This window comes from Vibrio sp. S11_S32, from assembly GCF_014694465.1.
Classification (GTDB): domain Bacteria; phylum Pseudomonadota; class Gammaproteobacteria; order Enterobacterales; family Vibrionaceae; genus Vibrio; species Vibrio algicola.
The window spans coordinates 166,240-181,149 of record NZ_JAAUWS010000003.1; the positions used below are offsets into that span (position 1 = coordinate 166,240).

The following is a 14,910-nucleotide window of genomic DNA, read 5'->3' on the forward strand; positions in this document are numbered from 1 at the left end:
CATTTTATTTACTTACTTTCGACTTAATGCCTTCTCCAGCATCTTTAATTAGGTTAATGGGTGACAATATTACTCCTTTTACGGCACCTTGAGCCGCTTGTTCAGACAGCTCTCCACTCTTATCTAGGATCTGATTCACTTGTACTAGCATCGGTGGTAATTCCTTGCGAATACTTGATGTTTCCTTAACAAGAGCTGGAACAGTTTGTGTACGTATCGCTTTAACTTCACTAAAAATATTTGGAATTTGTTTATTTACGCCATGCACTTCTTTCACTATACCTGGGATTTTTCTATTCACCGAGGCGACCGTTTTGTTGACATCCCCGACCGTCTTATTAATATCACTTGCCGTACCCTGCATTTTTTCTGCTACGGTTAAGGCTCTTGGAGTAAGGTTTTCAAATGTACGCGCCACTTGTAGCCACTGATCAATCTGCAATTTATCTGCCGTAGCATTAATATCACTCAACACCTGTGGAGAGGTTTCCACCACCGAGGTAATGGTCGAGGTAAACGAATAAATGGTGTAACCCAAATAAAATATTGACGCCGCTAAAATCGTCTGTATTACCATTCCTAATCGAGCCATGTGCTTTACCCTTCTTATTTCCAATATATCGACTGTAAGTGATTTATTCATTAGTGACTATCTAAAGAATAAAAGTTCATCAAATAGATCAAAAAATTCACTGTGGTAGAAATGCAAAAAACCCCTGATAACATCTCTGTTATCAGGGGTTTCAATTTGGTACGCCCTGCAGGATTCGAACCTGCGGCCACATCCTTAGAAGGGACGTGCTCTATCCAGCTGAGCTAAGGGCGCGTTATGGGGTGAATTATACGAGTTAACCGTGAGAGGTCAAGGCTTTGTATTGCTCTAGAAGTTAAGTGATGAAAAAAAAGCCACTAATTGTCAAATAATAGTCGTTGTACTAGGGCCGAGCAAAGAAGCAAGCGACATCACCAAAGAATTACCCTTTCGCCCGAAAAAGCAATCGATTGCACTATGGATGTTAATCTCATTTTTTGCGACAATACCGCCATTGTCAGCTTAGCTGGTGTTGAAGATATTAAGGAATATCATGTCTGCTCAAATTATTGATGGAAAATTAATTTCACAAACGGTTCGTACCGAAGTCAAAGCGCGAGTTCAAGCTCGAGTAGATGCCGGATTACGAGCACCAGGTCTGGCTGTAGTGCTAGTAGGAAGCGATCCTGCTTCTCAAGTGTACGTAGGAAGTAAACGCCGCGCTTGTGAAGAAGTCGGTTTTGTTTCTAAATCGTTTGACCTACCAGCCACCACCACCGAGGCTGAAATACTTACCATCGTTGATAAGCTTAATAACGATGCTGAAATTGACGGTATTTTAGTTCAGCTTCCTCTTCCTGCTGGCATCGATAGCACTAAAATTTTAGAACGCATCTCACCAGAAAAAGATGTTGATGGTTTCCACCCATATAATGTCGGCCGTTTATGCCAACGTATGCCAAAATTACGCTCTTGTACTCCCAAAGGCATCATCACCTTATTAGAGCGTTATAACATTGAAACTCACGGTAAGCATGCTGTGATTGTCGGTGCTTCAAATATCGTTGGTCGTCCTATGACGCTAGAGTTGCTATTAGCCGGTTGTACAACGACCACTTGCCATCGTTTTACTAAAGATTTAGAAGGTCATGTACGTCAGGCCGATCTGTTAGTTGTCGCGGTGGGTAAGCCTAACTTTATTCCTGGCGACTGGATCAAACAAGGCGCAATCGTGATCGATGTTGGCATCAACCGTATGGACAATGGTAAGTTAATTGGCGATGTCGAATACGATGTGGCCAAAACCAAGGCCAGCCATATAACGCCAGTACCTGGTGGTGTGGGACCAATGACTGTCGCCAGTTTAATTGAAAATACCATGCTCGCTTGTGAGAAATTTTCGCAAGAGTAATACCACTTATACCAACTCCATTTAATATTTGATCAATTTTAATACGCCGAAAAGACGCAGATCCGTCCTTGGTCGCTTGAGAAAAGGCCATCCATGGCCTTTGATACTTTTCTCTGTACTCAATTTTGAACGCTCATTAAATTTATGGCATTGGTATTAATTTTTGACTTGTTTTCAAACCAAAAAGGCTTGCCGTAATGGCAAGCCTTTTTCATATCTCTATTTCGCATTACCCCGCCTGACGACGGGATCATTTATCAATTACGATTCAGAGGGTTTATCAAGTTGAACAGGTTCAGCGGGTGCAGTTTGTTCCACTTCCGCTGTTGGCTCTGGTCGCTTACCACCGAAAATCTTCATCACTGCTACATAGAACAATGGTACAAAGAAAATCGCAAGGAAGGTCGCAGTTAACATACCACCGATAACAGAAGTACCAATCGCATGGCGAGAGTTCGCGCCCGCACCGGTACTTAACGCTAATGGCATGACCCCAAGAATAAAGGCAAATGATGTCATTAGGATTGGTCGTAAACGTAGACGACACGCTTCCATCGTCGCCTCCATCAAGCCCATCCCTTTATCGTAGAGATCTTTGGCGAACTCAACGATCAAAATGGCATTTTTGGCGGATAACCCTATGGTGGTTAACAGACCAACCTGTAAGTACACATCATTTTCTAAACCGCGCATCATGGTTGCCGCCAATGCACCTAGAATACCCAAAGGTACCACCAGAATAACCGCCACTGGGATCGACCAGCTTTCATACAGTGCCGCTAAGCTCAAGAATACGATAACCATTGAAATCGCATACAACATTGGTGCTTGCGAGCCTGACATTCGTTCTTGGTAAGACATCCCGGTCCAACTCACCGCCACACCAGGTGGTAGCGTTTTAGCGATAGCTTCAATGGCATCCATAGAATCACCAGTACTATAACCTGGGGCCGCTTCACCTAAGATTTCAACTGCCGAGTTACCATTGTAACGTTGCAAGTTAGGAGAACTGGTCCCCCAATGCGAATGACTAAAGGCATTAAATGGCACCATTTTTCCTTTGCCATTGCGTACATACCAGTCGTTTAAATTGTCTGGTGACATACGGTATGGCGCATCTGCTTGCATGTAGACACGCTTAACACGGCCTTTATCAATAAAGTCATTCACATACGATGAACCCCATGCAATCGACAACGTTTGGTTGATATCACCAATACTGACATCAAGCGCTTTGGCTTTTTCGTAATCCAAATCGATATAGTACTGAGCGGTATCTTCTAGGCCATTGGGACGCACTTTTTGCAACACAGGGCTTTTTGCCGCTGCTTGCAACAGTTGGTTACGCGCCGCCATTAATTTATCATGACCTAAGCCCGCCTGATCTTCTAAGAAGAAATCAAAACCAGTCGCTTGACCGAGTTCACGGATAGATGGTGGGTTAACAGCAAAGATCACGCCATCTTTATTACCAGCAAAGTGTTTCATTGCACGACCAATAATGGCATTTACATCTTGATCGGGGTTAGTCCGCTTTGACCAATCTTTTAAGCCCACGAATGCCATACTCGCATTCTGTGCTTGACCAACAAAGCTGTAGCCCGCGACTTGGAAGAAAGACTCAACATTATCTTTTTCATTTTCGTCAAAGTATTGGCGTACATCATCCATCACTTTCTCGGTACGCTCTAGTGTCGCACCAGCAGGAAGTTGTGCTAAGACCATAAAGTTACCTTGGTCTTCATCCGGTAGGAAACTTGCTGGGATATTCATAAACATCCAACCAATTAACGGCAGGATAACTACGTACACAACGAATAAGCGTTTTGGTCGGCTTAATAGCTTACCCACACCCGCAGTGTAGCTTTTACTGGTGCTGTTAAATTTACGGTTAAACCAACCAAAGAAGCCAGTAGTTTTCTCACCATGTGATGGTTTCAACATAGTGGCACATAATGCTGGCGTAAAGATCATCGCAACCAGAACAGAAAGCACCATTGAGGCTACAATAGTTAATGAGAACTGACGGTAAATCGCACCGGTTGAGCCACTCATAAAGGCCATAGGGATAAATACCGCCGACAGTACCATCGCAACACCCACTAAAGCGCCTGAGATTTCGCTCATTGCTTTTTTGGTGGCTTCTTTGGGCGGCAGATTTTCTTCTGCCATGACCCGCTCAACGTTCTCCACCACTACGATGGCATCATCCACCAGCAAGCCGATGGCCAGCACCATACCAAACATGGTTAAGGTGTTAACACTAAAGCCCATTGCCGACATAACACCGAACGCACCGAGAAGTACGACTGGTACCGCGATGGTTGGAATTAAGGTTGCGCGAATATTTTGTAGGAACAAATACATTACTAAGAATACCAGTACGATGGCTTCAAATAATGTATGGATAACTTCTTCAATGGAAAGCTTAACAAATGGAATAGTATCCATTGCTTTTACCATTTTCAGACCTTTCGGCATGTTTTTTTCGAGTTCAGCTAACTTTTGATCCACTAATTTTTGAGTATCAATCGCATTGGCACCAGTTGCCAGTTTAATACCAATACCTGATGCACCCTGGCCATTAAAGCGAGGAAGCACACTCATGTCTTCACCGTTTAACTCAACTCGAGCAATGTCTTTTACTCGAACTTGAGAACCATCAGTCCCCACTTTCAATAAGATATTTTCAAACTGGCTTACGCTTTCCAATCGGTTTTGCGCAGTAATGGTGGCATTGATCATTTGACCAGGAACCGCAGGCGCACCACCAATTTGACCAACCGTCACTTCAGTATTTTGTGCTTCAATCGCATTGTATACATCCGTTGGCGTTAGTTGGTAACTGGTAAGCTTTGCAGGATTTAACCAAATACGCATTGCGTATTGTGAACCAAATACTTGAGTATCACCAACCCCGTTAACACGACTGACAGGGTCTGATATATGTGAGTTAACATAATCTTTAATGTCACTCGATGTCATACTGCCATCTTCGGAAACAAAACCGATAACAGACATAAAGGTCGAAGATGATTTACGCACACTCAGGCCTTGCTTTTGCACTTCACTAGGCATTTGGCTGGTAGCTTGTGTTAATTGGTTTTGAACTTGAACTTGAGCAATGTCTGGGTCAGTCCCCAAAGCAAACGTCAAAGTAACCGTAACAGAACCAGATGAGCTACTTGAAGAAGACATGTACAACAAGTTATCCAAACCTGTCATATTCTGTTCAATAACCTGAGTAACCGAGTTTTCAGCAGTTTGCGCCGACGCACCCGGGTAAGTTGCATTAATTTGTACCGCAGGTGGAGCAATGGTTGGATATTGCTGTACTGGTAAGCCGATCACGGCCAGCGCACCACCAAGCATTACCAAAATTGCGATAACCCAAGCAAAGATAGGGCGATCGATGAAAAAATTAGCCATAATTATCGCTACCTATTTTGTTGCAGGAGTAGTTGATTTAGCTGATGCTGTATCCGCACTCACCACTTTCACTGCCATGCCTGGACGCACACGCAGCAAATTATTTGCGATCACAGTATCGCCATCATTTAATCCCGATGTAATAACCCAGTCGGTACCTTTATTCACTGTGTCGCCAGTGGTGACTTTTCGTACCGCAACTTTACCGTTTTCAACCACTAATACAGAAGCACTGCCATCTTTCCCGTAAACCACAAGAGATTGTGACAAGGTGAACAATGGTTTTTTATCAGCGGTAATAATTTGCGCACGAACAAACATACCCGGCAATAAAATAGACTCTGCATTTGGCACTTTTGCACGTAGCGTGACGCTACCAGTTGAAGTATCTACTTTGGTACCAGAGAAGGTCAGTGTACCCATTTGATCATATTGACTGCCATCTTCTAATTTAACTGCAACACTTGGATTAGTGTTAGCACCTAAACTCTTTTTAATACGCGCCATGGCGAGAGAAGATTGCGTCATATCAACATAGATAGGATCCAGAGGCTCAATACTAGTAAGTGCTTGTGCTTGGTTAGCCGTCACTAAAGCACCTTCAGTCACGGTTGAGATATCGATACGTCCTGTAATTGGCGCTTTCACTTTGGCATAAGAAAGAGAAATATTGGCATTATCTAACGCCGCTTTTGCCACAGCAGACTGAGCTCTTGCTTTCTTCCAATTACCATCGGCGGTGTCGTAATCTTCTTGACTGATCAGCTTACGTTTGACCAAATCTTTATAACGTAACGCAGTTTTCTTACTTACAGATTCATCCGCTTGCGCTTTCATTAATGCGGCTTTAGCGCTATTTACATCGGCTTGATAAGGTGATGGGTCAATTTGATAAAGTAAATCGCCTTTATGCACCATTTGGCCTTCTTCAAATAAACGTTTTTGTAGAATGCCCGTTACTTGTGGGCGAACTTCTGCAACACGAGTCGAAACGATACGGCCAGGTAATTCAGTGAAAATAGTAGTTGGCTTTTTCGCCATAGTGATAACTTCAACCTGCGCAGCTTGTGGTGCAGCCGCTTTTGGCGCTTCTTTTTTAGCATCACAGCCCGCTAAGGCTAGCACTAGTAAGACAGACAATGAACCGGCATATAATCGTTTCGTGTGCATAGTAGTTTCTCAAATAAATAAGTTATGGAAAAAAAGACCCATAAATTGTAAATAAAATTTGTGACAATGAGAAAAGTATACTTATCTTTGACCAATTGAAATCAAAAAATCCCCTGTTTACATAAATTTACGATAGATAAAAAAACACTCAGCACAAAAACCAGCCACCGTAGTGCATTCCTACCTGTCGTAAGTAACTGTTTTAAATGCTATCTGCGAGAGAGCTCACCGCTAAAGCAAAATAATAAGAACGGTTCCATTTCATCAGCACATTATAGTTGTTATAAACGAGATAACTGCGACCGGACTCATCATCAGGCATGATCAACCAAGCTTTAATATCTTGATTTAACTTAGGTAATGGCTTGCCATCTAAACGGGTGATTCCTAATTTACTCCACTCTTGTAGCATTTTACCTTTGCTTTCGTCGCGGCCTTGTAAATTTTGATCAATACCCACTGGCACATGAATTTGACGCCCCCAAGTATAGGTATCATCCCACCCTTCTTGCTTAAGGTAATTAGCCGCTGAAGCAAAAACATCCGCTTTGGTGTTCCAGATATCTTTTTTACCGTCACCATTGCCATCTTGGGCAAAAGATAAAAATGAGGTTGGCATAAACTGACATTGGCCCATCGCACCTGCCCATGACCCTTTCATATCATCAGCACTAATATGCCCTTGTTCGATAATGGTTAACGCGGCCATAGTTTGTTTGCGGAAAAGGGCTTCGCGGCGACCATCAAAGGCAAGTGAGGTCAAAGCGTTAATCACATTATAGTTGCCAGTAAAGCGACCAAAATTACTTTCAACCCCCCATAACGCGACAATAAAACGAGGCTGTACTCCATACTCTTTACCAATTCGTTGCAAGTCATCAAAGTTCTCATGATATAAACGCTTAGCTTGTTTTATTTTCCAATCGGGTACTGCGCGCGGAATATATTCATCTAAAGTGAGTTTTTTTCTGGCTGATTATTGTCTGCTTTTATTGCTTTAGGCTTAAACGTGACATTTTTGAATGCGGCATCAATTGTAGTTTTACTAATACCCGACTCACTCGCTTGAGTTTTCAACTTTTGCACATAAGATTGAAAATCATCTTTTTCGGTAGCGTATGATGACACACTCACACTGCAACCCAGTAACATCACGGCAATCCCACTCCATGCTTTTCTCATTATACTTTCCTTACTTATAAATATTTAAAAGCTCTATGACCGATTTTGTTTATTCGCTTTATATTCTTCTAACAGATTGACTGGCGGTGGGGGCAGTTGTAAGAAAAAACCATCGTCTTGCAGGGATTGTTTCACTTTTTCGATATCGACAGTGGCAAGTTTGCGCCCTTCCATTTTCATCACCATCACAAACTTTGGGGTTCCAAACATTTGCATTAGAGTCTCTGGCACACTAGAAAAGTCATCTTTTTTAGAAATATAAAGGTACATCCCTTCTTTTTTTCCGCTTTTATAAACAGAACACAACATAACTCATTCCTTAATAGATGGTTCTCTAAGCAATTATTTGACAAGCACTTAACTCAGAGAATATTGAGATAGACTATAACAAGAACATCAGAAATTTGTTATCATTTTACATTGCTAAACAATTGCTAGGTTTTCTAAGCAAAAAGGCTATTAATAATAGATTCTCTCTTGTGCTAACCAATTGTGCATTCAGCCATTTATTTAATCGTTAGGGTATTCACTCATATGGCCTCAAAACCAGATTTAAAAGGCAGCAGTTTTGCACTTTCTGTCTTGAAACTGACAGAAGATAATGTCGAAAACTGTCTACAATTTTTACACAACAAGGTCGATCAAGCGCCCGCATTTTTTACTCATGCTCCTTTGGTAATTAATATTGAAAATGCACCCCAAGTTGATATTGATTTCAAAGCACTGCATCAAGGCGTAGTTAAATCTGGCATGATCCCAGTTGGGGTCACAGGTTCAAACAGTAACACGGTAAAAAGCTTAGTTCATGCTGCCGGGTTTGCAGTGATGTCCACTAGCAAAACACCGTATCAAGCACCGGCTGAAATAGTGCCGACCAAAGTAATACGCACTCCAATACGCTCAGGGCAGCAAGTTTATGCCAAAGATTGTGATTTAGTGATCTTAAACCATGTCAGTGCCGGCGCAGAAGTGATTGCCGATGGTAGTATTCATATTCATGGTACTTGTCGTGGCCGTGCATTAGCTGGAGCCAGTGGACAAAAAAATGCCAGCATCATTTGCCAAGATTTACAGGCCGAACTGGTGTCTATTGCCGGTAATTATCAGCTTATCGATCAAATCGACAGCCAATTTTGGCAGAAAAAAGTCTTACTTACATTGCAAGATACACGCTTGCAATTTGAACTACTCAGCATTTAAAAGGAAATAAAATGGCACGTACTATTGTCGTGACGTCCGGTAAAGGCGGTGTGGGCAAAACCACATCCAGCGCAGCAATTGCCGCTGGCCTTGCGTTACGCGGAAAGAAAACCGCTGTAATTGATTTCGATATCGGTTTGCGTAATTTAGATTTAATCATGGGCTGTGAGCGCCGTGTGGTGTATGACTTTGTTAATGTTATCAATGGTGAAGCCACGCTAAACCAAGCATTAATCAAGGATAAGCGCTGCAAGAATTTATACATTCTACCTGCTTCTCAAACGCGAGATAAAGATGCATTAACCCATACGGGCGTAAAACGCGTCCTAACTGAACTGCATGATATGGGCTTTGATTACATTATTTGTGACTCCCCTGCCGGTATTGAGCAAGGTGCGTTAATGTCACTCTACTTTGCTGATGAAGCGGTGATCACTACCAACCCTGAAGTCTCATCGGTGCGTGATTCTGACCGTATTTTAGGCCTGCTTGATTCTAAATCGTTACGCGCAGAGCAAGGGCTTGAGCCGGTTAAACAACATTTACTGTTAACTCGCTATAACCCAGCGCGCGTCACCTCCGGTGAGATGCTAAGCGTGGAAGATGTGGAAGAAATCCTACATATTCCTTTAGTTGGCGTGATCCCAGAAAGTACCTCTGTTCTTAATGCCTCTAACAAAGGTGTTCCAGTTATCCATGATGATGAGTCTGATGCTGGCCTTGCCTACAGCGATACTGTTGATCGTTTGTTAGGTGAGGAAAAGCCATTTCGCTTCTTAACCGAAGAGAAAAAAGGCATCTTTAAGCGTTTATTTGGAGGTTGATATGTCGTTATTAGAATTCTTCCGACCTAAGAAAAAAGACACCGCTAACTTAGCAAAAGAGCGATTGCAAATCATCGTTGCCGAGCGTCGCAATCAAGGCAGTGCTAGCCCTTCTTATTTACCCCAGTTGAAAGAAGACATTTTGAAGGTGCTAAGTAAGTATGTGGATGTTGATCCGCAAATGGTCAATGTGAGCTTAGAACAAAGCGATGATGATTTGTCGGTACTGGAGCTAAACATTCAGTTACCAGAGAAAGACTAACGTCACAGCTACCTCTATTGGCTAGCTGTTTCTAGACTACAAAAAAGCCGATATGTCACTTCACTGGTGACATATCGGCTTTTTTTATTACACCACCCGGCTACTCCATCATTCCATTCAAACGATCACCTAACACATCTTTGCGCCACGTTTTCATTACATCGGGCAATTTTGCTTCATTGCGTTCCTGTTTCCATACCCAAGTAATAAATTGATTCAGCTGTTTTTTCGAGGCTAAAAATTCAGAGGCTAAACCTGTGTCTTCTGACGCCGCTTTCACTTCATCTTTTAGCACTTTAAACAATTGTTTATAGTCTGGGTTGTCCATTAAACGGGTGATTTTAGCAGGCCATTGCTCACTTGGCACGGCTTGAGCTTGCTGCACTAAATGAATAAGTGTGTTGCCGTGGCGACGGATCTCACGTTGATCGAATCCAGCCGCGTCCATTAAGCGCAAACTGGTCATTTGTTGGCGACAAATCTCTAGCATGTTGGCTTCTTTAACCACGAAGTTCAGTGCTAGATCACGCTTGATCGCTTCTTGTAAGCGCCATTTTGCCATTATTTTAAGAGCCGCTAATTGCTCAGGAGTTAAAATCCATGCTCCTTTCACATTTAGGTAGGCTTTATTAGGATCGACTTTCTTAATTCGTTTTTTGATCAAGGCTTGCGATTCTTGCATCGCCGCTTCGCTCCAACCGGCATCTTCGACCGCTTGTTTTAGCTTTTGATACAACGGCAATAAGTAGTACACATCAGCCGCAGCATATTCCATTTGTCTTTGTGTTAATGGGCGGGCCAACCAATCAGTGCGCGACTCACTTTTATCTAACTCAACGCCAAGAAACTCATTCACTAAAGTCGCAAAGCCCGTCGATAATCCATTACCTAAAAACGCCGCCATTAACTGGGTATCAATCATCGGTGTTGGGATGCACTTAAAGGCGTGTTGGAATACTTCAAGATCTTCGCCACAGGCATGTAGCACTTTAAGTACCGACTCATCTTTTAATAGCGAGGCTAAAGCGGACATATCGTCAATTGCGACCGGATCAATCAATACCAGTTGCTCACCATCGTACAACTGAATTAAACCAAGTTGAGGATAATAGGTGCGGGTACGGACAAATTCAGTATCGAGCATCACAACATCGACTAAACGAGCCTGTTGGCATACAAGTTCTAGTGCTTCCGTAGTGGTAATTATTTGATAATTCACAACAATCCTTTTTAAAGTACAACAATGCCAGCTAAATCGTTGCTGGCATTGGATACAATATAATAATTTAATTAATTTACTTTATGTTCAAGCTGTTTTTTGCGACGCTGATTTATCAAGATTTGCAATATTTTCATCACGCAACTCACGGCGCAAGATCTTACCAACATTACTTTTTGGCAACTCATCTCTAAATTCAACCACTTTTGGTATTTTATAGCCGGTTAAGTGCTCGCGACAGTGGGCAATCAACTCATCTTTATTTAGGCTCGCATCACTTTTTACTACATAAATTTTTACGATCTCACCAGAGTTCTCACTCGGTTGACCAATGGCAGCTACTTCGAGCACTTTACTGTGCATCGCCACCACGTCTTCAATCTCATTGGGATAAACATTAAAACCGGAGACTAAGATCATGTCTTTTTTACGATCGACAATAAACATAAAGCCTTCGTCATCAAAGCGCACAATATCGCCAGTCGATAACCAACCATCTTGGGTGATCACTTCTTTGGTCGCTTCGGCCCGTTTCCAATAGCCTTCCATCACTTGTGGGCCACGCACTTGCAGCTCACCAGTTTGATCAAACGCCAAGACATTCCCTTCATCATCGATAATACGCACATCCGTCGATGGCATTGGTAAACCAATCGAACCATTATAGTCGGTTAAATCATGCGGATAGGCTGCTACTAATGGTGAACACTCAGTTAAACCGTAGCCTTCTAGCAAGTAGCGATTGGTAATGTTATGCCATTTTTCGGCCACTGCACGTTGCACAGCCATGCCGCCGCCAACCGCGAAACGTAAATGGCTAAAATCTAATTCTTTAAAATCTTCATTATTGACTAATGCATTAAATAAGGTGTTCACCCCTGTAATGGCGGTAAATGGGTATTTATCTAACTCTTTAACAAAGGTCGGAATATCTCTTGGGTTAGTGATCAGCAAGTTACGTCCACCCACTTCCAAGAATAATAAGCAGTTTATCGTTAGTGCAAACACATGGTATAGCGGCAGCGCGGTGACCACTAATTCACGACCATCGCGTAGGAATGTGCCATAGGCCCCTTTGGCTTGCAGTACGTTCGCCACCATATTACGGTGGGTTAAAATCGCGCCTTTGGCAACGCCGGTTGTGCCACCCGTATATTGTAAGAACGCAATATCATCGCCCTCAATAAATGGTTTAACATATTGCAAACGGCGACCACGGTACAACGCTTTACGAAAAGAAATGGCACCGGGTAAATGATATTTTGGCACCATACCTTTGACGTACTTAACCACGAAATCGACCACAGTCCCTTTCACTTTCGGCAGCATTTGCCCAAGACTCGTTAAGATAACGTGTTTAATGGGGGTATTGGCGACCGCTTTTTCTAAGGTATGGGCAAAGTTCGAGACGATCACGATCGCTTTAGCATCGGCATCGTTAAGTTGGTGTTCTAATTCGCGTGGGGTATACAGCGGGTTGACGTTAACCGCGATCATACCGGCGCGTAAAATACCGAACAACGCAATCGGGTATTGCAGTACGTTTGGCATCATTAATGCGACACGATCCCCTTTCTTCAACTTGAGATCATTTTGTAAATAGGCCGCAAAAGCACGACTGCGCTCTTCGAGTTTACGGTAGGTCATCACCGAGCCCATATTCATAAAGGCAGGTTGGTCGGCAAATTTATGTACCGATTGCTCAAACATATCGACGAGCGAAGAATATTGATCTGGGTTGATTGTTTCAGGTACGTCTTTTGGGTAACGTTTTAGCCACGCTTTTTCCACGTTAATTTCCTTTCTTATTGTTATCTTAAGCAACGAGTATTTTCATTTTAGGCAATGATTATTTTCCATCTCAAGCAGCTAATGCTATTGAAACAGGTTACGCACTATTAACAAAAATCTCATTTGCTTGAATCACACTTTGACTCAACATTTTTAGTGATTGTCGAATCCAGTTCAAACTGTTGGATAAATTGCTCAATGAGCTGAGCAGTTTTGTGCGGTTGTTGTAGATGACAATGATGCCCACCTTCAACCTCCACTTGTTGTATGTTAGTTAAACTTGGTATTCGTTGGGTCGCTTGTTTGATAGCGGGATAACCCTCGGTACCTAATATCAATAAATTAGGGCATACCACTGCCTCTAAATAATTGAGTGCTTGATCTTGGGTCATACGGTACAAAGAATCACAACGAAGTTTAGGATCGTATCGCCATTGCCAACGCTCACCATCAAACACACAACCACGAGTAATTAAAGGCTCAAGTTGATCAGCGCTTAATTGGTTGGCATGCATTCGGTGTTGTAAGGCTTGCGCTTTCGAGTCATAACCGCGTAATGGTTTAGCCGCAAATCTTTGTCGGTTGAGTATCCCTTTACGCAGACGTTGCACACTGTTGTCCGCCGATTCGGCTAATGGCCCTAACCCTTCAATTTGAATCAAAGCCAGCACATTTTCTGGGAAGGCGGCACTATAACAACTTGCGATCAAAGCACCAAGTGAATGACCGACTAAAATCAGGTTTTTTGGCGCTATTTGGCGTAATAATTGCTGAATATCGGAGATATAGTCGTGAAATGGATAAAAATCACTCGCCGATTTATGCTGAGATAAACCATGCCCAGGTAAATCAATCGCCAAGTAATGCATCTTATTATTGTCGATTGAGGGCGGTAATTGCTCAAGCAATGAGGTGAAACTGGCGGCGTTATCTAGCCAACCATGAATAAAAACCACGCTTATATCGGCATCTTGCGCCGTGCTATGTTCTAAACCCGCAAGGCACAAATGAGGTAAGCTAATGCGGGTTTCTTGTAAGCAAGTAACATGGATTAAATTCAAATCGCTTACTCACGCCCAGGCAGTTTTTTCCAGGTGACTTTATCACGCAGATAAGTCGGGCTTACTTGTTCAGCTTCTACGCTATTGCCTTTGCGCCATTCAAACTGAGCCAATACCGCAATATCTTGCGCTTCAGGGTATAAAACATCACCTTGTACTTGTGACAAAGGTAAATCTGCCAGTGGCTCTTGATACGCCTGCCAACCAGTACCGGCTTGAGTCCAATCCCCTTGTGCCTTAACAAGATGGGCAACAAGTTCACTTGGCGGGATCACACATTCAGCCTGACCATCATCAATCGCGATCGCACTCCATTGACCATCGGTTTGACGTTGGTATTGCCCCCAGTAAATCTCGCTCATGCGGGCATCAATGGCTGCGACCACTTTCTCTGATTGATGCTGACGGTAAGTTGCCTGCGCCATAGCAGCAAGCGTTGAAATACCAATCATCGGCAACTCAGCGCCAAAAGCTAAACCTTGCGCAATACCGATGCCAATACGAACGCCGGTAAAGCTGCCCGGTCCGCGACCAAACGCCAGCGCATCTAAATCATGTAATGACACGCCTGCTTCTTTGAGTACTTCATCGACCATAGGTAGAATTTTTTTGGTGTGATCACGCGGCGCAATTTCACTGCGCGTATAAAGTTGGTCGTTAATCATTAATGCAACAGAGCAATTTTCTGTTGATGTATCTAAGGCAAGAATTTTTGCGCTCATGTAAGCCTCAAGCTAATTTATTTTAGTTTTAAATAGAATAATGTTCTCAACATCCAAACCGTGCTGCCGATTGCGAAAAAACATCTAACCCTCACAGGGCACTGAGA

The 14,910-nt window shown here is 42.9% G+C and carries 12 protein-coding genes, 1 tRNA gene and 1 pseudogene; 4 read left to right on the forward strand and 10 right to left on the reverse strand.

What is annotated here, in order from left to right; genetic code table 11:
* Positions 1-4: 4 nt before the first annotated feature.
* Both HC723_RS03525 and HC723_RS03530 read right to left on the reverse strand, forming a co-directional pair.
* Positions 5-592 carry a hypothetical protein gene (locus HC723_RS03525; RefSeq protein WP_190338227.1) on the reverse strand — a complete coding sequence of 196 codons (588 nt, stop codon included), beginning with the start codon at positions 590-592 and terminating at the stop codon, positions 5-7.
* A gap of 157 nt (positions 593-749) precedes the next feature.
* Positions 750-826 (reverse strand) — tRNA-Arg (locus tag HC723_RS03530).
* Between the two features lie 259 nt (positions 827-1,085).
* On the opposite strand from HC723_RS03530, the gene folD reads away from it, so the two are divergent.
* Complete coding sequence (gene folD, locus HC723_RS03535; RefSeq protein WP_190338228.1) at positions 1,086-1,943, forward strand: bifunctional methylenetetrahydrofolate dehydrogenase/methenyltetrahydrofolate cyclohydrolase FolD; 858 nt, start codon at positions 1,086-1,088, stop codon at positions 1,941-1,943.
* A 261-nt stretch (positions 1,944-2,204) separates the two neighbouring features.
* Here the strand turns inward: folD and HC723_RS03540 are convergent, their stop codons facing one another.
* From HC723_RS03540 to HC723_RS03555, 4 genes and pseudogenes are all read right to left on the reverse strand, one after another.
* Entirely contained in the window at positions 2,205-5,372 is a 3,168-nt protein-coding gene (locus tag HC723_RS03540) for an efflux RND transporter permease subunit (protein ID WP_190338229.1), read from the reverse strand.
* 12 nt (positions 5,373-5,384) lie between these two features.
* On the reverse strand, positions 5,385-6,542 hold the full coding sequence (locus tag HC723_RS03545) for an efflux RND transporter periplasmic adaptor subunit (RefSeq protein ID WP_190338230.1): 1,158 nt from the start codon (positions 6,540-6,542) through the stop codon (positions 5,385-5,387).
* Between the two features lie 202 nt (positions 6,543-6,744).
* Positions 6,745-7,724: pseudogene (locus HC723_RS03550) on the reverse strand (lytic murein transglycosylase).
* 33 nt (positions 7,725-7,757) lie between these two features.
* Positions 7,758-8,033, reverse strand: a complete 276-nt coding sequence (locus HC723_RS03555; protein WP_153447418.1) for a YcgL domain-containing protein — start codon at positions 8,031-8,033, stop codon at positions 7,758-7,760.
* Positions 8,034-8,258: 225 nt separating this feature from the next.
* On the opposite strand from HC723_RS03555, the gene minC reads away from it, so the two are divergent.
* The 3 genes from minC to minE are packed head-to-tail and all read left to right on the forward strand — an operon-like array spanning position 8,259 to position 10,010.
* Positions 8,259-8,924, forward strand: coding sequence for a septum site-determining protein MinC (minC, locus tag HC723_RS03560; protein ID WP_153447419.1), 666 nt, complete (start codon positions 8,259-8,261; stop codon positions 8,922-8,924).
* An 11-nt stretch (positions 8,925-8,935) separates the two neighbouring features.
* A complete protein-coding gene (gene minD / locus HC723_RS03565; RefSeq protein WP_190338231.1) occupies positions 8,936-9,748 on the forward strand; it encodes a septum site-determining protein MinD in 813 nt (270 codons plus the stop codon).
* Between the two features lies 1 nt (position 9,749).
* The gene (gene minE / locus HC723_RS03570) at positions 9,750-10,010 is read left to right on the forward strand and encodes a cell division topological specificity factor MinE (protein ID WP_153447421.1); all 261 of its coding nucleotides are present in this window, start codon (positions 9,750-9,752) and stop codon (positions 10,008-10,010) included.
* A gap of 100 nt (positions 10,011-10,110) precedes the next feature.
* On the opposite strand, the gene rnd is transcribed toward minE, so the two are convergent.
* The 4 genes from rnd to tsaB form a co-directional block, all read right to left on the reverse strand.
* Complete coding sequence (rnd, locus tag HC723_RS03575) at positions 10,111-11,229, reverse strand: ribonuclease D (protein ID WP_190338232.1); 1,119 nt, start codon at positions 11,227-11,229, stop codon at positions 10,111-10,113.
* An 87-nt stretch (positions 11,230-11,316) separates the two neighbouring features.
* A complete protein-coding gene (gene fadD, locus HC723_RS03580; protein ID WP_190338233.1) occupies positions 11,317-13,020 on the reverse strand; it encodes a long-chain-fatty-acid--CoA ligase FadD in 1,704 nt (567 codons plus the stop codon).
* Positions 13,021-13,139: 119 nt separating this feature from the next.
* A complete protein-coding gene (locus tag HC723_RS03585) occupies positions 13,140-14,081 on the reverse strand; it encodes an alpha/beta fold hydrolase (RefSeq protein WP_194704468.1) in 942 nt (313 codons plus the stop codon).
* Between the two features lie 5 nt (positions 14,082-14,086).
* Positions 14,087-14,803: a tRNA (adenosine(37)-N6)-threonylcarbamoyltransferase complex dimerization subunit type 1 TsaB gene (gene tsaB / locus HC723_RS03590; RefSeq protein ID WP_190338234.1), complete on the reverse strand. Its 717-nt coding sequence runs from the start codon at positions 14,801-14,803 to the stop codon at positions 14,087-14,089.
* Positions 14,804-14,910 lie beyond the last annotated feature (107 nt).

What these genes read in the sequence shown, in the direction of transcription:
- HC723_RS03525 (WP_190338227.1), bottom strand. Translation starts at nt 592, where the DNA reads ATGGCTCGATTAGGAATGGTAATACAGACGATTTTAGCGGCGTCAATA.
- folD (WP_190338228.1), top strand. Translation starts at nt 1,086, where the DNA reads ATGTCTGCTCAAATTATTGATGGAAAATTAATTTCACAAACGGTTCGT.
- tsaB (WP_190338234.1), bottom strand. Translation starts at nt 14,803, where the DNA reads ATGAGCGCAAAAATTCTTGCCTTAGATACATCAACAGAAAATTGCTCT.
- minD (WP_190338231.1), top strand. Translation starts at nt 8,936, where the DNA reads ATGGCACGTACTATTGTCGTGACGTCCGGTAAAGGCGGTGTGGGCAAA.
- HC723_RS03545 (WP_190338230.1), bottom strand. Translation starts at nt 6,542, where the DNA reads ATGCACACGAAACGATTATATGCCGGTTCATTGTCTGTCTTACTAGTG.
- minC (WP_153447419.1), top strand. Translation starts at nt 8,259, where the DNA reads ATGGCCTCAAAACCAGATTTAAAAGGCAGCAGTTTTGCACTTTCTGTC.
- HC723_RS03540 (WP_190338229.1), bottom strand. Translation starts at nt 5,372, where the DNA reads ATGGCTAATTTTTTCATCGATCGCCCTATCTTTGCTTGGGTTATCGCA.
- minE (WP_153447421.1), top strand. Translation starts at nt 9,750, where the DNA reads ATGTCGTTATTAGAATTCTTCCGACCTAAGAAAAAAGACACCGCTAAC.
- HC723_RS03555 (WP_153447418.1), bottom strand. Translation starts at nt 8,033, where the DNA reads ATGTTGTGTTCTGTTTATAAAAGCGGAAAAAAAGAAGGGATGTACCTT.